The following is a 20,944-nucleotide window of genomic DNA, read 5'->3' as shown; positions in this document are numbered from 1 at the left end:
GGCAGAAAATGAAAGGTATCCTTATAATTTTAAGGTTATAATACTGCTTGTTTTCGCATCTGAGGCGTACCTCCTGTCCTGACGCAAAGGCAGCACACCCAGTATTTCATCCCTGGAGTCGCAAAGGAGCCAGATTTCCTGCGCGGCTAAAATAGGCAATTTTTCATCCTTAAAAAATTTGCTGATTTTCTTTTTGCCTATCATACCGATCGGGTAAAACACATCACCGCTTTTCTTCTTCCGTAGTTTAAGCGGAAGGGTCACTTTCTCACGGTCAATAAGCCACATGAGACGATTGCTGTTCCGTCGAGTGATTTTGAAGGTATCCGGAAGGATGATTTCGTCTTCTTGGATATTCAGAATGAATTCTTGAGGCTTCGTAGACTTCGTTTCCTGTAAGGCCTGCAGTACCAGCGTTCCTCTGTCCACGGTCAGTTCGTATGTTGGAGAACGGAATACTTTGCCTTTTTCGGCTGAAAATATCTTTGAAATTTCGTTCTTGTTTGAGAATCCAAACTTTCGCAGGATTTCGAATTTAGCAAAATCACTTTCTTTTTGAAGCCCGGGTTTATCAATACTGAATCCCCCAAAGTTTACCTGAATTAAAACACGCTCGATCTCAGCAATCTTGTCATCAACAAAATTATTAGCCTCAATAAGGTAGCTGATGGTTTTGTCAAAGTTTTCCAGAAAGTCCGGTCGCGCATCTGTCAGTTTTGAAATAACTTCGTTCCTTATCATATTCCGCAGATAGTCATTTTTTGCATTTGACCGGTCTTCACGGAACGGAATCTTATTTTCTCCGGCAAAACGGTAGATATCTTCTTTCGAAAAGTGGAGCAGTGGACGAAGGATATCGTCTGAAAACTCCGTGATTCCGCACAGACCCCTTATTCCGGTGCCGCGGGAGAGGTTGATGAGGAAGGTTTCCAGTTGGTCATTCAGATGATGGGCGGTGACCAGATAGTTAAGGTTTTCCTTTTGTTGAATTTGCCGGAAGAAACGGTAACGAAGGTCCCGTGCCCAAAGCTGTACGGAGCCTTCAGGTTTTTCATCTTTATCCGAAACCGTATAGAGGTGAAATCTAATATTTTTCGCTGAACAGTAATTCCGTACCAACTCTTCATCAGCATCCGAATCGTTGCCTCTCAGCCGGTAGTTCACATGTGCCACCTGAAAGTTGACGCCTGTCTGCTGAAAGAGATGAAGCAGGACCATGGAATCTGCGCCACCGCTTACTGCAAGAAGAAAGCGGTCTTCCGAAAATGAGACATCGAAACGGTCCAATTGGGCCTGAAAAGTCTGTATTGTAAGCACTTTTAAGAAATGTTTAGCAAAGATAATTTTTATCTTCGGACGATAAGCGGTACTTTTGAAACTAACAAAACAACTACTTATGAAAATAGGAAAAATGATTGTGGCTGCGGCAGTTGCTGTTACCATCACGTCCTGTGTGAGCAGGAAACAGTTTGATGCTTTAAATGAAAATTACAACCAGTGCATCACCAATATTGGTGACCGCCAGCGTGAAATCCAGGATTTGAAGTCTGTAAATTCAGGACTCGCCAGTGAGAACAACCTTCTGAAGAGTCAGAACGATGCGCTTAAATCATCACTGGACGCCTGTCTTTCCAATACCGGCAAAGGCTCTGCAAACATTGACAAACTGATTGGCGAAATCAACGCGTCCAATTCCTATATCAAGCGTCTGATTTCTACCAATGCCAAAAACGACAGTCTGAACATGGCACTTTCCAACAGACTTAAAAGATCCTTGGATAATGTATCGGACAAGGATGTTGAAATTAAGGTACTGAAAGGTGTGGTAATGATCTCACTGTCAGATAAGATGCTTTATAAGACAGGCGATTATAATATTCAGCCGTCTGCGCAGGAAGTTCTGGGTAAAGTGGCAAAAGTGATCAATGACTATGATAAATATTCCGTACTGATTGAAGGTAATACGGATAATGTTCCATTAAATTCGGCAAATCTTCCGAAAGACAACTGGGATCTTTCCGCGCTGAGAGCTACCTCCATGGCACGTGTGCTGCAAAACCAGTTTGGTGTTGATCCTTCCCGGATCACGGCAGGCGGACGTTCCGAATACAATCCAAAGGCGACCAATATGTCGGTTTCCGGCAGAGCTGAGAACCGCAGGACAGAAATCATCATCATGCCTAAACTGGATGAGTTTATGAAGCTGATGGATATTGCTCCCGTCAAGAACTAAGTATTTTTTACACCTCTGAAATCCCGTTTATTCGGGATTTTTTTGTTTATTTATTTTTCCAAAGTTTAATTATATGAGTTTTTTTGAAGAACAGTGTCCGGAAATGGACCGCTACCTGGAGAGTAATGCTTCCCGGGAGCCTGAACATCTGAAAAGATTACGGCGCGAGACCTATCAGAAGACCACACAGCCACATATGCTCTCCGGCTATCAGCAGGGACGGTTACTTACAATAATTTCAAAGATGCTGAGCCCGCGCAATATCCTGGAAATAGGTACTTTCACGGGATATGCCACCCTTTGCCTGGCCGAAGGACTTGTTCCCGACGGAAAGATTACTACGCTTGATGTTAATGAGGAACTGGCTTATATTCCCAGAAAATACTTTCAGGAAAGTCCGCATTCAGCAAAAATAAATTTTGTAATTGAGGATGCTCTGGAATTTCTGCAGCAAACTGATGAGGTTTTTGACTTGGTATTTATTGATGCTGATAAGGAAAACTATGTAAGTTACTGGAACCTTATAAAGCCCAGACTGCGCTCCGGCTCGGTAGTTCTTTTGGATAATGTGCTGTGGTATGGTAAAGTTTTGACGGACGAACCTGCAGATCAAGCAACAAAGCAGATTATCGAACTTAACGATTTGGTGGCTCGTGACGGAGATTTTGAGAATCTTATTTTACCTTTGCGCGACGGTATTAATTTAATAAGGAAAAAGTAACTTCAAACGTACATGGGAAAGGCAGTGTGCAATACTTCTGCAGCACCGCTCCGCAGGGAGCCGAATCACCGGTCTGAAATGGTCTCGCAGATGCTTTTTGGCGAAAGTGCCGATGTGTTGGGAACAGCAGGTCATTTTCTGAAAGTACGTATGGATTATGACGGTTATGAGGGATTTGTTCATTACACCCAACTCTCAGCCATTACCGATGAAGAATTTTCTTCCCGGCCCACTGCTTTTTTTACTGATTTATTTGGTTATGTCCCTTCCGGAAGCGGCTCTGTCATGATCTCAATGGGCAGCGAAATTGCGTCACCGCACCCAGCGGAGGTTATACCGGCGACCCATGAAAGTATTGCCCGCACCGCAATTCTTTTCCTGAATACACCCTACCTATGGAGTGGAAGGAGTGTTTTCGGCATAGACTGCAGCGGTTTCATGCAGATTGTGTTTAAGATACACGGGCTGTTGCTGCCACGCGATGCCCACAAGCAGGCCGGAGAAGGTACCGTTCTGGATTTTATTGAAGAAAGTTTGCCGGGCGACCTTGCTTTTTTTGAAGATGAAGAAGGAAATATTGTACATGTAGGAATGATGCTTGAAGATCAGCGCATTATCCATGCATACGGTAAAGTAAGGATCGATTTGCTGGATTCTTCCGGTATCTTTAATGTAGATTTAAACAAACATACGCACAGACTTAGGTTTGTGAGACGTTTACTGTAAATTGTGGATATGCTGCAAAAATTTTTAACAGGTGTCAATCTTATCTTATTGGTCTTTATCTGGATCTACCCTGCTGTAAACTATAACCAACTTCCCGAAATCATCCCTGTCCATTTTTCAGGCGACGGAACACCTGACGGTTTTGGCAGCCGCTATATGATATGGCTGGGGGCCGGAATCGCCACGCTGCTTTTTGGGGTTTGCACCTATGTTTATTTTAATCCTTCCAAAATTAACCTTCCGGAAGATTTCAAAAAAAATACCCATGCCATCCAAAAATTTATCTCTGTCCTGTGTACTTTGGTTCTGCTTATTTTTGCATGGATGTCCTATCAAACAGTACAGGTGGCGCTGGATAATACTGCACGGTTTTCCATGTCGCCCGGAATTATAATTGGCTTGCTGTATGTCGGCATCATTGGGATGATTATTTATTTGGGGAAGGCAAACGAAACTGTCAAGCATTAACAAAGCCTGAAACTATGAGGTCTCTTTACAATATTTTTATTTCGCTGATGATCTTTGCTATGAAGGTAGGTGCGCTTTTCAGCTACAAGCTGAAAAAAGGACTGGCGGGCAGGAGGCAAAGCTGTGATATTGTAAAAGAAGCCTTCTCGCCGGAGGACCGCGTCATTTGGATGCACGCCGCAAGTCTGGGCGAATATGAACAGGGCATTCCGGTGCTGGAAAAACTGAAGGCGAATTTTCCGGAGCATAAAATCCTTATCACCTTCTTTTCACCCTCCGGATACGATAACGTCATTCATAAAACTAATATTGCCGATGCTGTTTGCTACCTTCCATTTGACACACCGAGGTGGATAGGGGAATTTACTTCTGGTTTTAATACCGAAATTTTCTTTACCGTAAAGTATGAGTACTGGTATAATTTGCTGGCACACCTCAAAAGCAACAATGTAAAGGTTTATGTGGTTTCCGCCCTGTTCTATGAACGTCAGGTTTTCTTTCAGCCTTACGGCGGTTGGTTCGTGAAACAGCTTCGAAGGAATGTCAGCTGGTTTTTTCATCAGACACCCACATCCTACGGATTAGCCAGGACGATTCGGCTTAATAATTCATCCATTGCCGGAGATACCCGTTTCGACAGGGTGAAGCAAATTAGAGACAGAGATAATTTTGTGCCTTTTGTGCAGCAGTTTAAAGAGGACAAGAGTCTGATTGTTCTGGGTTCCTCCTGGGAAACGGAAGAGCAGATTGCGCTGCTCGTCGCGTATCATGAGCCCGATGTCAAGATAATTATTGCGCCACATGACCTGTCGCGTACGGGGACTCTGCAGCAGTTGTTTCCACAGGCAGTCCTTTATTCGGAATTAGTTTCCGGACAGCCCCTGCGGGAAAATCAGAATGTACTTATCATAGATTGCATCGGCCTCCTTTCAAAACTGTATTCCTATGCCGATGTGGCCGTGGTGGGCGGTGGGTTCCATTCGAAGGGACTTCATAATATTCTGGAAGCTGCTACATTTGGTATTCCCGTGCTTTTCGGAAATAAATACACCAAAAACCCCGAAGCCGATCAGTTGCTGGAAAAACATGGCGGAAAATCATTTGAAAATGAGACGCAGGCCTCAGATTTCCTGATAAAACTCCTTCAAAATCCTGCCATGGCCCGCGAAATGGGAGAGAATGCAGCCAAATTTGTAAGCGGGCAGCCAGATGCCACCCGGTTGATAATAGACAAAATTTTATCGGAGTAGTCCGCGGTTTTTTATACTTCTGTAAGTGTCCGCAATATTTTCCGGAATGAAGTCCGGTTCCAGCCAATCGGGATTAAGGCCTATACGATTACTGAGTGAATTGAGCTGAGTATTTGCTGTTAATTGATCCCTGATCAGCCGGTACAGTTCCGCCAGGTCAATATAATAATCAGGGTCAAGTTTTATTGTCAGCGTAAGCATCCTGAGTATTTTGTTCAGCAGATAAATATGCAGTTTATGGGTGTCGCCATAACGCTGTGGTTGTTTCAGCACCTCGGAGATGAGCAGAAGATTAAGGGAAACTTCCCCAAATTTATCCGTTGTAATTTTTACATGTTCGGTGATTGCTGCGCTTATCTTACGTATTAACTGCAGGAACAGTTTCGGATTTCGGTGATTTTTAGCTGCCTGCGCTACCGCCTGTACAATGTAGGTTTCCATCTTTATACGTTTGTCGTCGGTGTTTTCAGGATCAATTAGTTCAAAGTACAGTTTTTGCGAAAGGATTTTATCCTTTTTCAGGAGCCGGAAGATGAGTTTGTCCTTTTCGGCGGGTGTAAAGGTACTGAGCGCCTGTTTAAATTCTTTTGAGTATTCCATGTGCCTGTTTTCGGAAAAGGTGGTTGCTGATTTGCTTGCAGGTGATTAGATGGAACGGTCGGTGTTACCACTTTAAAGTCCTGCAAATGAATTTAGCGTAAAAATAACACCTTTAATGACCGGAACCCGAATAAAAACATTTGAATCTTTAAAATATTTATTACTTTTAACGCCTTAAATAAATTTCATGAAAAAGATATTTTTATTAATTGCTGCATTTTTCGCATTTAGTTTCCTGATGAACTGTGATGATGATGAGGTAGTAAAGTCCAGGATTACCGGTGTCTGGAAACCTGTAAAGATGGTGGAAACTACTGTAGACAGTACCGGCTCCAACTCCGAGACCTACTGGTATACGGATTGCCAGCAACTTTCCCGCTGGACTTTTAATGAAGATAATACCGGAAGTGTGCTTAGGCAAGACGATACGTTCACAACCTGTCATATCGCATTCCAGAGCACCATCAATTATCAGTATAATCCTAAAACCGGTGATATTGTAATTAATTACCTTACCGGACAGGACACAGGCAAGATTTCTGATCTTACCGATACCACTATGAACCTTAAGATTGAGGAGATAGACCTGAACGCGGATACTTACGAATCCCAGGTTTACACCATGGTGCGTGTTCAGTAAATAATTTCATAACCGCACTGAAGCCCTTCTTCGGAAGGGTTTTTTTATGCGCTGCAGCCAAATTGGTTTATTATAGAGAGCTGAGCGCTTTCAGTCGCGGTTATGGGTGTAGTTTGCCTGCAATGCCTTAAATTTGCAAACTCATTGATAATAAGGAATAATGTTTTACAATCATCAGCAGATCGACCGTAAATGGCAAAAATACTGGCAGGAAAATCAAACCTATAAAACGTCGGAAGACCGCAGCAAGCCTAAGTTCTATGCCCTGGATATGTTTCCGTACCCCTCCGGAGCAGGTCTACATGTAGGTCATCCACTTGGATATATTGCGTCCGATATCTTCGCAAGATATAAAAGGCATCAGGGTTTCAATGTGCTGCACCCTATCGGTTACGACAGTTTTGGTCTTCCGGCGGAACAGTACGCCATACAGACCGGCCAGCATCCGGCAGTAACCACAGAGCAGAATATAACACGCTATGAGGAACAGATGCGCCGAATCGGCTTTTCCTTTGACTGGAGCCGTGAAGTACGAACTTCCGAACCTTCCTATTACAAATGGACACAGTGGATCTTTATTGAGCTCTTCCACTCCTGGTATAACCGCAGCACAGATAAAGCCGAGCGCATCTCCACTCTTATTGAACATCTTAATAATCATGGGACAGATCAGCTTTTTGCGTTTCAGAATGAAAATCTAAGCCTGACCGCTGCTGACTGGCAGGAAGCTTCCGAAGTCCGTAAGCAGGAAATTCTGCTGAATTACCGTTTGGCCTTCCGCGCCGAAACTACAGTAAACTGGTGTCCGGGCCTGGGTACCGTACTTGCCAATGATGAGGTAAAGGACGGTAAATCGGAACGCGGCGGTTTTCCGGTTTTCCAGAAAAAAATGATGCAGTGGAGCATGCGCATCACCGCCTATTCTGAACGTCTGCTGCAGGGTTTACAGAATATTGACTGGCCACAGCCTCTTAAGGATTCTCAGGAATACTGGATCGGTAAATCGCAGGGTGCATCACTAAGATTTGAGACGGAAACTGCAAATACCTCCATTGAGGTGTTTACCACCCGTCCGGATACAATATTTGGTGCTACTTTTATCGTCCTCGCTCCGGAAAATCCACTGGTTGATCTTCTGACCACTGATTCGCAGAGAGAAGAAGTAAATAACTACCGGGAGGAAACTTCCAGGAAAACGGAGCGTGACCGTATGACTGATGTTAAGAATGTGAGCGGTGCCTTCACGGGAAGTTATGTGCGGCACCCTTTCACCGATAAGAAAATGCCTGTCTACATTTCGGACTACGTTCTGATGGGCTACGGTACCGGCGCAGTGATGGCTGTACCGGCTCATGACGAGCGCGATCACCGTTTTGCTGTGAAGTTTGGCCTCGAAATTATAAATGTGATTCAAAATGATCAGGATATTCAGGTTGAAAGCTACGACAGTAAAGACAGCGTATGCGTCAACTCCGAATTTCTGAATGGCCTGACTTACGATTTGGCCAAAATAAAGATCATTGATGAGATTGAAAACCGTGGTATAGGGCATGGCAAGATTAACTTCCGGCAGCGTGACGCTATCTTTTCGCGTCAGCGTTATTGGGGTGAACCCGTACCGGTGTACTATAAGGACGGAATGCCGTATACTCTGCCCACTTCTGCATTGCCGCTTGAACTGCCGGAAGTGGAGAAATATCTGCCCACCGAAGACGGTGATCCGCCATTGGGAAATGCCCGAATCTTTGCCTGGGATGAGGTTCATCAGGAAGTAGTGGCCACCAACCGCATAGACGGGAGCACCGTGTTCCCGCTGGAACTGTCTACCATGCCCGGTTGGGCCGGAAGTTCCTGGTACTTCTTACGGTATATGGACCCAGCCAATGAAGATGTATTTGTGGATAAGGAAAAAGCAGACTATTGGGGTCAGGTAGACCTTTATATCGGAGGAAGCGAACATGCGACCGGCCATTTGCTTTACGCCCGTTTCTGGAATATGTTCCTGAAGGACAGAGGCTATATCAGCCATGAAGAACCGTTTAAAAAGCTGATTAACCAGGGAATGATTCTGGGAATGAGTGCATTTGTATTTAGGTATGCTCCTTTGTACGTGATGGAAGATGGTTCAGGAACAATCTCTGTACATAACGATTGTGGTATTCTTTTCAGTAGACAAATTAAGGAATTATATGACAGGAATTGGGAAAATTTGTTAGCGATTAAGATTAAAGGTAACAACAACGAAGGTTTAACAGATGAGGAACGTCAATTGTACGATACAATATTACAGTTGGATGCTTACGCACAGAAGAAAGGATACCGTTCGGTCGACGTAAATCCTAATGTTTATCACCATAATTTTCAGAAGATTCATGTGGATGTTTCCCTTCTGAAAGGTGCCACCGATGAACTGGATGTTGAGGCATTCAGAAAGTGGCGTCCCGAGTTTGCGGATGCTGAATTTATTCTGGAAGATGGGAAGTACATAACCGAACGTGAAGTGGAGAAAATGTCCAAGTCCAAATATAACGTTGTGAATCCGGATGAAATCTGCGAAGAGTACGGTGCCGACTGTCTGCGTCTCTACGAGATGTTTTTGGGTCCACTGGAGCAGAGTAAACCGTGGAATACTCAGGGACTGACTGGTGTCTATGGTTTCCTGAAGAAATTCTACAACCTGTATTTCAATGGCGACGATATAGATGTGTCTGAGGACGAGCCAACTAAGGAAGAATACAAGGTATTGCATACTTTAATAAAGAAAGTAATTTACGATCTGGACAATTTTTCGTTCAATACTTCCGTTTCATCCTTCATGATCGCTGTAAATGAATTGCAGAAGCTTAAATGCAGCAAACGTAAAATCCTGGAACCTTTGGCAGTTGTAATTTCCCCCTATGCACCACACATTTGCGAAGAGTTGTGGAGTGTAATGGGACATACTGATTCCATTGAAACTGTTCCCTTTCCGGATCTGAAGGAAGAATATCTGACTGAGGCCAATTTTGAATATCCAGTAAGTTTTAACGGCAAGATGAGGTTTAAGATAAGTCTTGGTACCGATTTGGATACAGAGCAAATTGAGACTGAGGTGATGAAGGACGAAAGAACCATTCAGCAACTCGGCGGTAATTCGCCCAAAAAAGTAATTATTGTTCGGAATAAAATAGTTAATATTGTCGTCTGATTTCTGTAATAAGGACAGTAATTTGTTGCGAAATCAATAAAAAAATGAATTAATATTTCGTATTTTTTAACGATTTTGGGCGTAGGGACTAAATTTCCCGCTTTTTTGCCTTTCAGATTAATAATTTGACAATATTAATTATCATTAACATTAGCTTTTCTATCGTGGTGATAGGCTAAAAAGTTTGCGTGATAATAATATTTGCTTTTATTTTACGGCATAAATTTTAAAAAAAATAACAATTATAATTTAGTTAAATATGGAAATGAATGTTTCAAACAATGGGGAGCAAGTAGTTGCTAAAAAAGTAGGAGGTTTAAATCCTGCATTAATTATTCCTATCCTTCTATTGATAGGTGTTGCCATTTATCTATTTGTTCTTGGAAATCCAAGTAATTTTAAAGCAGATCCAAGGCTGGAAGGACTTCCTTCAGTGGCATTTTCCGGTTTGGAAACTAAGGAGCTTCATCCTGGTGACGGATTTATGGGGATTATCTACATGGGGGGGCCAATCGTACCAATTCTGATCGCATTTATGATTATCGTTATTGTATTCGCTATTGAGCGGGCTTTGGTTTTAAGAAAAGCTTCAGGTGCTTCTAGCGTTGATAATTTTGTACTTACTGTTAGAAGGCTGCTTAACCAGAATAAAATTGATGAAGCTATTGAAGAATGCGACAGACAGCAGGGTTCCGTAGGTAACGTTGTTAAGGAGGGTCTTACAACTTACAAAGCGCTTTCACACGATACGACAATGAATAAAGAGCAGAAAATGGTAGCTCTTAACAAATCAATCGAAGAAGCTACAACTCTTGAGATGCCAATGCTGGAGAAGAACATGATGATCCTTTCTACACTGGGTACAGTTGCAACGCTTGTAGCACTTCTTGGTACGGTAATCGGGATGATCAAGGCGTTCGATGCGCTGGGTTCCGGTGGTGGTACGCCAGATTCAGCAGCACTTTCTATCGGTATCTCCGAAGCACTTGTTAATACTGCTTTAGGTATTGGTACTTCTGCTGTTGCGATTATTCTTTACAACTATTTTACTTCCAAAATTGACGGACTGACATTTAAGATCGATGAAATCGCTATGTCTATCCAGCAGTCATTTGCTGAATTTCACTAAGAGATTCCAGATGTTGGGGGACCATTGTACCCAAAGTTTAATGGTCCTTTTAGGTGAAGTTTAATAATAAAATAAAATATAATGGCGAGAGTCAAACCAAAAAGACATAATATAAGGGTGGATATGACGGCGATGACCGATGTATCATTTCTACTCCTTACGTTCTTTATCCTCACGGCTCAGTTTGCGAAACCTGATGTTGAGACGATAACCACGCCATCTTCTATATCTGAAAAACTTCTTCCGGATGCCAGTTTAATGACTATTCTGAGCACACCAGACGGAAAGTTCTATTTTACACCTGTGGAAAACGGCAGCGAGAGAATGCAGCTGCTGGATAATATGGGAGAGAAGTATGGTATGAAATTCACGGACCCGGAGAAAGCCGCCTTTTCACAGGTTCAGGCCATCGGGGTACCAATGAATCAGCTTAAAGGTTTCCTGAATCTGTCTGCTGAGGACCGTAAGGCCTATAAGAGCCCCACCGGAATTCCGATGGACAGTACGAATAAACAGCTTATTGACTGGGTGCAGCAAAGTTTGGCTGTAAACCCGGACTATAAGTTAGCGATTAAAGGAGATACCCAGACCAAATATCCGAAGGTGAAAGCCCTGTTTGAAGGATTGAGAGATATAGACTTCTTGAAGTTCTGGTTAATAACGAGTCAGGAAACAGCACAAGAATAAAGAAATGGCAGAAGTACAAGTAAAAGACAGTAGCGGGAAAGGCGGCAAGGTGCGCTCCAAGAAGCAGGTACCTCACGTGGATCTTACCCCAATGGTGGACTTGGCGTTCCTTTTGATTACATTCTTCATGTTGGTTACAACTTTTAATAAACCGAATGTAATGGACCTGGGACTTCCGGCTAAGCCGAAAGTAAATGAGCCAAAGCCTAATACGGAAATCAAATTATCCAATTCAATTTCTCTGCTAATTGGCAAGGACAACAGGATTTTCTGGCATCAGCAGGATAATACAAGTCTGACAGACGCAACACTTAATGAAACTTCTTTCGACCGCGAAGGAATAAGGAATATCATTAAGCAGGCAAAAGCCAGAGCAGCAGACCAGAGTAAATTTACAGTTATTATAAAACCTACCGATGATGCGGTTTATAAGAACTTTGTTGATATTCTGGATGAAATGGCCATCACCAACAGTGAGATGTACGGTGTTACCGACGTTAAACCCTGGGAGCAGGCTGTTTATGACAGAAAAGTAGGTGGCTCAGCAGCACCTGCAGCGAACAATTAAATCTAACCATAAAAAGAAAAGAAATGGCAGATGATAACAACTACAGTCCTAATCTAACCTTAGATGAGATTGTATTTGAGAACAGAAATAAACAGTATGGTGCCTACGATCTGCGTAACAGTTACAGGAAAGTACTCACCAGATCCTTTATAGGAGGTACCGTTCTTTTTCTTGTTTTAGCTTTAACTCCATTCGTCATCCTTAAAATTCAGGAGATGAATGCTGAAGCTAAACAGGAAGTAGATGCAAAACTTATTGAAATTATTCAGGAAGATGTAATTCTGGAACAACCTAAGGAGGAAGAACCACCACCACCGCCACCGCCACCAAAAGAGGAACCTAAGCAGGAGGTAATCCAGAACGTTGTACCTGAACCGAAAAAAGCGCCGAAGGTAGAAACACCACCGCCGCCAATTTCAAAGCAGCTGGAAACAACCACAGGTCTTCAGAATCAGGAAGGGGTGAAAACACCAAGCTACACGCCGCCGCCGCCACCACCATCAACCGGTACTAAGGCTGCGACGATTGAAGCACCGAAAGTGAGTACAACGGAAGTTTATGATACGGTAGACCAGTCTTCTGAGTTCCCCGGCGGTCTCAAGGCTTTCAGACAGAAGGTAATGAGTAACTTTGACGGATCGGACTTCGAAGGTGAAGGTGGACAAATCAAGGCCGACATTACTTTCGTAGTTGAACGGGACGGATCCATCACTGATGTAGTAGCTAAAGGTCCAAACAGAGACTTTAATGCGGAGGCTGAGAGAACAATCAGATCTATCAAGAACAAGTGGACACCTGCCAAGGTAAACGGACAGAGTGTACGTTCAAGATACAGGCTGCCGTTAACGATGGCATTCGAATAGTATTTTATTCTATAATCAAATAAGAGAGAAGCAATCGCTTCTCTTTTTTATTTTTTATATTTTTGTAATATGTTATTCAACTGGTTATCCATTCTCGCCGGGATTTTCTACATTATTCTTGGTGTATTTGTAATACTGAAATTCTGGTTTTTCATTCCGCTCGAACCCAATATCGCCTATGCGCTTGGAGCCTTACTCATAGTGTATGGTGGTTTCAGGATTTTCAGAGCTGTTCACAGATTAAGACAGGACCGTAATGAGGATTAATATATTTATCATAATGCTGTCCGCCATGTTGTTTGGCTGCAAGAAGAAGGCAGAGCCTACTGTTCAGAACTATCATGAGGGCAAGCTGACGGTGTTCACAGATGAATCATTTCAAAGCGTGACAGTAGCACTGGCAGACGGATACATGATACATTATCCCGATACCGAAGTAAAGGTAGAGGTGCGTAAAGAAGATTTAGGGTTTCTGGATTTGCTTCAGGGCAGGGCAAAAGTAGCTGTAATGTCCCGAGACCTTTCGCCAGCCGAGATAGATGAGTTTGAAAGGGTGACCGAGTCTAAGTATGAACCCGCAAAATTTGCGGCGGATGCCCTGGTATTTATTGTGCCGAAGGATTCTGAACGCTCTGCCCTTACGATGGAAGAGATTTCTGCAGCCATGGAATCTCCGGATAAACAACTTATTTTTGACGGAACAAATGCCAGTAATCTGAATTTCATTGCACAGAAACTTGGAAAAAAAGCCTCGGATTTACAGTATTCCATTATCAGCGGAAACCGCAATATCATTGGTGAACTGAAAAAGTATCCGGGTAAGATCGGTGTCATAGGTCTCAATACATTAAGCAGACCCTACTCACAGGAAGCCGACAGTTTAAGGTCGCAGGTGAAGATTCTTCCGGTAAGCCATAACGGGAAAATTACCACTCCGGATACACAGAGTCTTGCCAATATGTCCTACCCCTTCACACGTGTGCTGTATTTTCTCGTCAATGAACGCACCTTCGGCATCGCGCACGGCTTTATACGTTTTTCCTGTACCCATTTGGGACAGATGATCGTGGATAAAGAAGGACTTCAAAAATACAACCTTTACCAAAGGGAAGTTAAAATGTACTAATTTTTCCTTCTGAAAGTACGATTAATGCTCAATTTCCGTTTTTGGAATGGATATTGTGTAACATTAACCGAATTAAATATAATCGAAAAATAAATAAATGAAAAATTATATGAAATTATCCCAAAAAGCAGTGTTCGCCGTCGCGGCAGCTTTTTTCGCGAATTTTACTTTTGGTCAGACTCTTCAGGATGGCATTACCAGTATAGACAGTCATAAGTATGCAAAGGCAAAACAAAATTTCGAACAGATGGTTAGCAAATCTCCATCAGCCGAGAACTATTTTTACCTGGGTAATACCTTCCTTACTCAAAACGAACCCGACTGGGCAGCCGCTGAACAGAATTTTAGAAAAGGTCTTGCTGCAGACAGTAAGAGTAACCTGAATAAACTTGGTTTAGCTACTATAAAACTTGGTAAAGGGGATAAATCCGCCATTACCGAAATCCAGAATATTGTAAAGGATTCCAAGGAGAAAGATGCAGAAGTTCTTTTCCGCGCAGGGCAGGCACTTACACTTTTTGAAAAGAACAGTAATCCCGAATTGGCCATTCAATATCTTGATAAGGCAATTGAGCGTGCTATGAAATCCGGTATCCCTGCAAATTACTACTATACGCTGGGCGATGCCTACCGCCTGCAGCTCACCAACAGCCCACAGGTAGCGGGTAAAGCAATGTCCGCTTACGAAAAAGCCTTACCACTGGCCAAAAACAAAGCGTCAGTTTATACACGTATGGGTACATTGTGGATGCAAGCCAACCAGTGGAAGATGGCAAAGGAAAGAATTACGCAGGCCATCGCTACCGATCCTACCTATGCACCGGCCTACCGTGCTCTGGCCGGCTATGAAATGAAGTTTCAGCAGCCACAGGCAGCCACTCAGGCGCTTGTGAACTATGCTAAATATGCCGATGAGGATCCGGGAACGCAGTTGGAAATTTCAAAACTGTATTTTACCAACCAGGATTACGCAAATTCGCGCGCTGTATTGGATAAAGTGTTTAATGTAGTTCAGGATCCTATTAAGTATAAATTAAGGGCTTATCTTGATTATGCTGACGGTAAATATACACAGGCACAGACGGATCTGAATACCTTCATCAACACAGTGACAGATAAATCCAGAATCTACCCTGCCGACCGTGGTTTGGAAGGACTTATTTTGGCAGGTCTTGCAAAGGACGAAAAAGATGCGGCTAAGAAATCCTCAATGATGATTGAATCTCAGCAGAAAATCGCCATTGCGAAAAATGCCAAGGATGAGACGCTGAACTGGGACAATGAACTTCTTAAGATCCAGGGAGGAGGAGCCAGTACTGCCGCAGCAAACGCTGGACCTACGAACCCTGCGATTGAGGCTTTGAAAAAGCAGACTGCAGCCAACCCCAATGATGCCGATGCCCTGGTAAAACTGGGGAGCGCTTATCAGGAAGCCCAGAACTGGAATGGAGCCATCCTGACATGGGATAAAATGATCGCACTTTCGCCTACCTGGGCTTACTCTTACTATGCGAAAGGAGCTGCCTACCAGCAGTTAGGAAATGAGGCAATGGCCGAATCTTCATATCAGAAATTCATTGATACAGTTTTGGCACAAAAGCCGGAGGAGCAGGCTGCTCAAAAGGAGACGTTATCGTATGCTTATTATCTTGTAGCCTACTTTAACCAGACTAAAGATTTGGCTAAAGCTAAAGATTATGCTGCCAAAGCGGTACAGCTTAATCCAGGCTACGAAGATGCTGTGAACCTGAACGCAAATTTGAATAAATAATATACAGGATTCTGTATTCCCGGCCTTAATGCAGGCCGGGATTTTTTTATTACCCTTTAATCATAATATGAAAGTTGATATTTTAGCGATAGGAGCGCATCCTGATGATGTTGAACTCGGTTGTGGCGGAACCGTAGCCAAACTTATATCCGAAGGAAAAAAGGTGGCAATAATTGATCTTACGGAGGGAGAACTGGGAACACGCGGGACCAACATCACACGTGCGCAGGAAGCCGCGGAAGCATCAGCTATCCTTAAGATTTCTGCCAGGGAAAACCTGGGTATGAAAGATGGCTTTTTGCTGAATAATGAAGAGCACCAGTTGCAGATCGTAAAGATGATCCGGAAATATCAGCCGGATATTGTTTTTGCTAATGCGGTAGATGACCGTCATCCAGACCATGGAAAGGCGGCAAAACTCATTTCCGATGCCTGTTTTCTTGCTGGGCTCATTAAGATTGAAACAGAGCTGGAGGGTCAACCTCAGCAAGCCTGGAGACCCAAGCAGGTTTTCCATTATATTCAATGGAGGAATTTAGAGCCTGATTTTGTTGTAGATATCTCTGATTTTATGGACTTGAAGCTGCAGGCCTGTATGGCTTACAAAACTCAGTTTTATGATCCAAAATCGAATGAACCTATGACGCCGATCGCGACTAAAGATTTCCAGGAGAGCCTGACTTACCGGGCTCAGGACCTGGGCAGGTTATCCGGCGTGCAGTTTGCAGAGGGATTTACCACTGAAAGGCTTCTGGCACTGAAAAATTTTGACGGAATTATTTTGTAGTTTAGCCAAAAGCGCTATATTTGCAACCTCAAACGGTGATTGTAGCTCAGTTGGTTAGAGCGCCGGATTGTGGTTCCGGAGGTCGGGGGTTCGAGACCCCTCATTCACCCAAACAAAAAACGTACTGAATTTCAGTACGTTTTTGTTTTTTGTGGATGTTTATTATTTGGCTTCCTCAGTTGCGGTGTCAGGAAATCTAGCCTGAGTATAGTCGCGGGAGATGGAAGATTTCTCAAATTTCAGTTTGCCGGAAAGTGTTTCAATAACAACACCGTCTTCCATAATCTGCGCAATCCTTCCGTGTAAACCAGCTGTGGTTACCACACGCTGTCCCACTTTCAGTGATTCCTGGAAATTTTTTTCCTGCTTCGCCTTTCTCATTTGCGGACGGATCATCAGAAAATAAAAACCGACGAACATCAAGCCCATCATCAGCATCATTGTCATACTGCTGCCACCTGCTGCCGGGGCCTGTAAAAATATACTTATCATCTTAGGTCAATTAGTTTACAACGTTTGCCGAAAATGTAAGTACAACAGGTTTCTCTACATTAGCAAAGATCTCTGCCTGCTTGTTTTGAAGACCGTCAAAACTTGATGAATCAAATTCAAGTGTAACGCTTCCTTTCTGTCCCGGTAGGATAGGAGTCTTGGTATAGTCAGGAGCAGTACATCCGCAAGCGGGCTTCACCTGGGAGATGATCAGTGGATTCTCGCCGGTATTGGTTACTTCGTATACGTGTTTTACTTTTTCACCCTTCTTCACATCTTTGAAATCAAAATGATTTTCTGAAAGTGCCAGGCTTGTAAGCGGGTAGGACTGAGCCTTTTTGATAAGTTCAGCCTGAGGATCGGCTGCTGCTGCAGGATCTGCAGACATATCCACTGCTGCCACGCTGTCTTCTGCAACCACAGTGTCTTCAGTGGTTACTTCTGTATTTTCTTTCTTTTCACAGGAGGTAACTCCCAATGCCGCAACAAAAAGCGACAGAACAACGATTGATTTTTTCATACCTTTTATAAATTTATATTCTGTTTAATTCTTTGGTGTATTTGTCCAGGATACCGTTAACGAAGATATTGGATCTGTCTGTGGCATACACCTTGGAAATCTCTATATATTCATTAATGATTACCCGGGCAGGGGTTAGGGGGAAGCGGTCCAGTTCGGTGATAGCTGCTACCAGGATAATCTTGTCCATAAGAGCAACCCTGTCCAGGTCCCAGTTCTCCAGCTTCGCTTCAAGTTTTTTTTCATTTTCTTCCCAGTGATTCAGACTTTCCCTAAGCAGCCGGCGCGCAAAATTTTCATCCTGACTGTCCTTGATCATACGGATCAGCGTGTGCGATTCTTCGTTTTCCTTAAAAAATCCGATGGTTTTTTGAATCATTGAGTTCGAGATATGGAAATCATCGCCCCAGCTCATTTCCTTCTCTTCCAGATGCTCATGAAAATCTTCATTTTCAGCAATATACCTAAGGAAAAGTTTTCCAATGAATTTCTGGTCCTGCTCAAAAGAATGCTCTTCCTCCTTCATATAATCCTGGTATCTCTTACCCGAAATAATACGCTGGAAAGTTTTCACCAACAGGTCATCGTGCATGTCCCAGTTCAGTTCGGCATGTTTGGAGGTAAAAGATCTTCTTTCTGTGTTGTCCTCAATCTTCTTCAGCACCAGATTTTCTATAAATCTCTGGTTAGGGTGAAGGTTTTCTTCAGTTTTGAGGTATTTCCTGCGGCCAATCTCAATCTGCATTTCTGCAAGTTCCTTTAAGGCGACCATGAAATTAAGCTGGTAGATGTAGAGGTGGTAAATTTTCTCTATTTCGGTAAGCATATTTTTCTCCAGAACGTCAAACTTTATGGGGTTCTGGTAGTATGAATAAAGGGTTTCCACCACTTTTTCACGGATCTGTCTTCTTCCTAACATTTCAAAGAGCTTTTTATGCGTGCAAAGATAGGAAATTTTTGCAGACACAGGGGAGGCTCGGCCGCTGCTTACAATTTTCAAATTTGTACTTTTGCGCCGGCTAATGCAGTGATTTTCTGCATCACTATACCTATGAAAGCGCTTAAGACACTGAACTCTTATTTCTGGAAACACCGAATACTCCTGTTTTGGGGGTTTCTGTTCATTATTGCCAGTAATTTCTTTAATATTTTTAAGGTTCAGTTTGTAGGTAAATCTGTAGATCAGATTGCTGCCTCCGGACATTTGGGTTTTAACCGGCAGGTACTTATTTATGTGGGCATAATTGTAGCTTCCTCATTGTTGACTGGTTTCTTCACTTTTATGATGCGTCAGACCATTATTGTTGCATCGCGCAGGATTGAGTACGAGCTTAAAAACAAGATTTTCCGGAAGTACCAGGAGCTGTCCCTTACCGATTACAAAAGAACCACTACCGGAGACCTGATGAACCGCCTCAGCGAGGATGTTGTAGCGGTACGTATGTATCTTGGCCCGGGTGTAATGTACATCGTGAATCTGTTAATCCTTGTGCTGATCACGGGTATCTATATGGTGCGTACCGATGTATCTATGACCCTGTGGACCCTGATTCCGCTGCCTGTTCTGTCGTTTCTCATCTATTGGGTGAGTTCCGTCATCAACCGGAAATCCAAGGTGATGCAGAAAAGCCAGTCGGCCATCTCAACATTTGTGCAGGACAGTTTTTCCGGTATACGGGTGGTGAAGTTTTTCGCCCGCGAGCGGTACATTGCCCGAAATTATGGGTTGAAAGTAAGGGATTACCAGGATAAAGCCCTGGATCTGGCCAGGACCGAAGCGTACTTCTTTACCATCATCCTTTTCGTCATTGGATTGCTTAATGTTGTAGTACTGTATATCGGTGGAAACAAGTACCTCAGCAATGAACTTTCTGTGGGGAAGATCGCGGATTTCTTCATGTACATCAACATCCTTATTTTTCCTTTCTCCATGGTTGGCTGGGTAACATCCATCAACCAACGTGCAGAGGCGTCAATGGCAAGAATTAATGAATTTCTTGCGTTAAAGTCAGAAGTGGTGGATACGGAAGGGCCAGTTTATCCCATACGGGGATCTATAGAATTCCGTAATGTATCCTATATTTATCCCAATACCGGTATTAAAGCTTTGGATAGCCTGAGTTTTAAGGTAGAGGCGGGGCAGTCCATTGCAATTATGGGTAAGACCGGCAGCGGAAAATCTACCGTGGCACTCCTTCTGGCCGGACTGCTGCAACCTACGGAGGGAAAGATTTTAATCGACGGAAAAGACCTGAATGAGCACAGTATGTATAATTACAGGCGGCATCTGGGATATATTCCTCAGGAAAGCTATCTTTTTTCGGATACAATTGAAAACAATATAGGTTTTTCTGTAGATGATGCCAGTCTTGAGAAGGTGATCGCCGCTGCAAAGATGGCCGATGTACACAAGAATATTGTGAAATTTAAAGACCAGTACAAAACCAAGGTGGGTGAACGTGGTGTCATGCTGTCCGGCGGTCAGAAACAGCGTATCTGTATTGCCCGTGCGATTATTAAGGAACCTTCAATCCTTATTTTTGATGATTCACTGTCGGCTCTTGATACCGAAACCGAGGAAAACATCTTGAGAAATATTGAAAAATATATTCATAACAGTACTTCGGTTATCTTCACCCACCGGGAGTCCAGTGCCAAAAGAGCCGATAAAATCTTGAATCTCACGGCGGTAGATAAAGAACGGTCTGCATAGATTTTCGCTTTTTGGTATCGATAATAGATTTTGGTTGAGAAATAATTAATAAAATATTTTGAGGTTCGGAGAAATCTTATATATTTGTTAATTAAGACACAAAAACGACGGAACCATGAGCGATTATAAGGAACGCCACGAAAATGAAATCTTTACGAAGGTACTTAAAGCAGGCAGAAGGACTTATTTTTTTGATGTGCGGGAAACCAAAGCTGGCGATTATTACCTTACTATTACCGAAAGCAAGAAGAATTTCGGAGAGAATGGTGAAGCCTCATTCGAAAAACATAAAATATATCTCTACAAAGAGGATTTCGCTGCATTTCACGAAATGTTCAGGGACAGCACAGACTTCATCATCAATGAAAAAGGTGAAGATGTAATTTCCGAAAAGCATGACAAGGATTTTAAATCAAAATCCTTCACAATTGATTCCGACGACGATATTTAATATTCTGATACC

Annotated in this window: 22 protein-coding genes and 1 tRNA gene; 18 read left to right on the top strand and 5 right to left on the bottom strand. The window is 43.1% G+C overall.

Going from position 1 to position 20,944, the window contains the following annotated elements; translation table 11 throughout:
- Nucleotides 1-21 precede the first annotated feature (21 nt).
- Nucleotides 22-1,317 carry a tRNA lysidine(34) synthetase TilS gene (gene tilS, locus F7R58_RS10945; RefSeq protein ID WP_158064951.1) on the bottom strand — a complete coding sequence of 432 codons (1,296 nt, stop codon included), beginning with the start codon at nt 1,315-1,317 and terminating at the stop codon, nt 22-24.
- A gap of 79 nt (nt 1,318-1,396) precedes the next feature.
- On the opposite strand from tilS, the gene F7R58_RS10940 reads away from it, so the two are divergent.
- From F7R58_RS10940 to F7R58_RS10920, 5 genes are all read left to right on the top strand, one after another.
- Nucleotides 1,397-2,233: a flagellar motor protein MotB gene (locus F7R58_RS10940; RefSeq protein WP_158064950.1), complete on the top strand. Its 837-nt coding sequence runs from the start codon at nt 1,397-1,399 to the stop codon at nt 2,231-2,233.
- A 73-nt stretch (nt 2,234-2,306) separates the two neighbouring features.
- A complete protein-coding gene (locus F7R58_RS10935) occupies nt 2,307-2,954 on the top strand; it encodes an O-methyltransferase (RefSeq protein WP_158064949.1) in 648 nt (215 codons plus the stop codon).
- Between the two features lie 12 nt (nt 2,955-2,966).
- Entirely contained in the window at nt 2,967-3,680 is a 714-nt protein-coding gene (locus F7R58_RS10930) for a C40 family peptidase (RefSeq protein ID WP_158064948.1), read from the top strand.
- Nucleotides 3,681-3,689: 9 nt separating this feature from the next.
- Nucleotides 3,690-4,148: a DUF1648 domain-containing protein gene (locus F7R58_RS10925; RefSeq protein ID WP_158064947.1), complete on the top strand. Its 459-nt coding sequence runs from the start codon at nt 3,690-3,692 to the stop codon at nt 4,146-4,148.
- A gap of 14 nt (nt 4,149-4,162) precedes the next feature.
- A complete protein-coding gene (locus F7R58_RS10920; protein WP_158064946.1) occupies nt 4,163-5,398 on the top strand; it encodes a 3-deoxy-D-manno-octulosonic acid transferase in 1,236 nt (411 codons plus the stop codon).
- Here F7R58_RS10920 and F7R58_RS10915 read toward each other — a convergent pair.
- On the bottom strand, nt 5,387-5,998 hold the full coding sequence (locus F7R58_RS10915; protein ID WP_158064945.1) for a deoxyuridine 5'-triphosphate nucleotidohydrolase: 612 nt from the start codon (nt 5,996-5,998) through the stop codon (nt 5,387-5,389). The two genes, F7R58_RS10920 and F7R58_RS10915, sit on opposite strands and share 12 nt — an antisense overlap.
- Before the next feature lie 187 nt (nt 5,999-6,185).
- On the opposite strand from F7R58_RS10915, the gene F7R58_RS10910 reads away from it, so the two are divergent.
- The 11 genes from F7R58_RS10910 (at nt 6,186) to F7R58_RS10860 (ending at nt 16,866) form a co-directional block, all read left to right on the top strand.
- Nucleotides 6,186-6,638, top strand: a complete 453-nt coding sequence (locus F7R58_RS10910; RefSeq protein ID WP_158064944.1) for a lipocalin family protein — start codon at nt 6,186-6,188, stop codon at nt 6,636-6,638.
- 160 nt (nt 6,639-6,798) lie between these two features.
- On the top strand, nt 6,799-9,825 hold the full coding sequence (locus F7R58_RS10905) for a leucine--tRNA ligase (protein ID WP_158064943.1): 3,027 nt from the start codon (nt 6,799-6,801) through the stop codon (nt 9,823-9,825).
- Nucleotides 9,826-10,084: 259 nt separating this feature from the next.
- Nucleotides 10,085-10,954 carry a MotA/TolQ/ExbB proton channel family protein gene (locus tag F7R58_RS10900; protein ID WP_158064942.1) on the top strand — a complete coding sequence of 290 codons (870 nt, stop codon included), beginning with the start codon at nt 10,085-10,087 and terminating at the stop codon, nt 10,952-10,954.
- 81 nt (nt 10,955-11,035) lie between these two features.
- Nucleotides 11,036-11,641 (top strand): ExbD/TolR family protein, encoded by a 606-nt coding sequence (locus tag F7R58_RS10895; protein ID WP_158064941.1) that lies wholly within the window; start codon nt 11,036-11,038, stop codon nt 11,639-11,641.
- Between the two features lie 4 nt (nt 11,642-11,645).
- A complete protein-coding gene (locus F7R58_RS10890) occupies nt 11,646-12,209 on the top strand; it encodes an ExbD/TolR family protein (RefSeq protein WP_158064940.1) in 564 nt (187 codons plus the stop codon).
- 23 nt (nt 12,210-12,232) lie between these two features.
- The gene (locus tag F7R58_RS10885; protein ID WP_158064939.1) at nt 12,233-13,072 is read left to right on the top strand and encodes an energy transducer TonB; all 840 of its coding nucleotides are present in this window, start codon (nt 12,233-12,235) and stop codon (nt 13,070-13,072) included.
- 69 nt (nt 13,073-13,141) lie between these two features.
- Complete coding sequence (locus tag F7R58_RS10880; protein ID WP_158064938.1) at nt 13,142-13,339, top strand: C4-dicarboxylate ABC transporter; 198 nt, start codon at nt 13,142-13,144, stop codon at nt 13,337-13,339.
- Complete coding sequence (locus F7R58_RS10875) at nt 13,329-14,198, top strand: PstS family phosphate ABC transporter substrate-binding protein (RefSeq protein WP_158064937.1); 870 nt, start codon at nt 13,329-13,331, stop codon at nt 14,196-14,198. The genes F7R58_RS10880 and F7R58_RS10875 overlap by 11 nt, the downstream gene beginning before the upstream one ends.
- Before the next feature lie 97 nt (nt 14,199-14,295).
- Nucleotides 14,296-15,969: a tetratricopeptide repeat protein gene (locus tag F7R58_RS10870; protein WP_158064936.1), complete on the top strand. Its 1,674-nt coding sequence runs from the start codon at nt 14,296-14,298 to the stop codon at nt 15,967-15,969.
- 67 nt (nt 15,970-16,036) lie between these two features.
- Nucleotides 16,037-16,756 (top strand): bacillithiol biosynthesis deacetylase BshB1, encoded by a 720-nt coding sequence (bshB1, locus tag F7R58_RS10865; RefSeq protein WP_158064935.1) that lies wholly within the window; start codon nt 16,037-16,039, stop codon nt 16,754-16,756.
- 34 nt (nt 16,757-16,790) lie between these two features.
- Nucleotides 16,791-16,866, top strand: a tRNA-His gene (locus tag F7R58_RS10860).
- Nucleotides 16,867-16,918: 52 nt separating this feature from the next.
- Here the strand turns inward: F7R58_RS10860 and yajC are convergent.
- From yajC to F7R58_RS10845, 3 genes are read right to left on the bottom strand one after another with little or no spacing between them, the layout of a single operon-like run.
- Nucleotides 16,919-17,248 carry a preprotein translocase subunit YajC gene (yajC, locus tag F7R58_RS10855; protein WP_158064934.1) on the bottom strand — a complete coding sequence of 110 codons (330 nt, stop codon included), beginning with the start codon at nt 17,246-17,248 and terminating at the stop codon, nt 16,919-16,921.
- Nucleotides 17,249-17,258: 10 nt separating this feature from the next.
- The gene (locus F7R58_RS10850; RefSeq protein ID WP_158064933.1) at nt 17,259-17,768 is read right to left on the bottom strand and encodes a DUF1573 domain-containing protein; all 510 of its coding nucleotides are present in this window, start codon (nt 17,766-17,768) and stop codon (nt 17,259-17,261) included.
- A gap of 13 nt (nt 17,769-17,781) precedes the next feature.
- Nucleotides 17,782-18,687 carry a transcription antitermination protein NusB gene (locus F7R58_RS10845; RefSeq protein ID WP_158064932.1) on the bottom strand — a complete coding sequence of 302 codons (906 nt, stop codon included), beginning with the start codon at nt 18,685-18,687 and terminating at the stop codon, nt 17,782-17,784.
- 132 nt (nt 18,688-18,819) lie between these two features.
- Between F7R58_RS10845 and F7R58_RS10840 the strand changes: the two genes are divergently transcribed.
- Nucleotides 18,820-20,481, top strand: coding sequence for an ABC transporter ATP-binding protein (locus tag F7R58_RS10840; RefSeq protein ID WP_158064931.1), 1,662 nt, complete (start codon nt 18,820-18,822; stop codon nt 20,479-20,481).
- A gap of 115 nt (nt 20,482-20,596) precedes the next feature.
- Nucleotides 20,597-20,932 (top strand): DUF3276 family protein, encoded by a 336-nt coding sequence (locus tag F7R58_RS10835; protein ID WP_158064930.1) that lies wholly within the window; start codon nt 20,597-20,599, stop codon nt 20,930-20,932.
- Nucleotides 20,933-20,944 lie beyond the last annotated feature (12 nt).

This window comes from Chryseobacterium sp. (assembly GCF_008831505.1).
Classification (GTDB): Bacteria; Bacteroidota; Bacteroidia; order Flavobacteriales; family Weeksellaceae; genus Marnyiella.
This window is presented reverse-complemented; position numbering and strand designations above follow the sequence as displayed.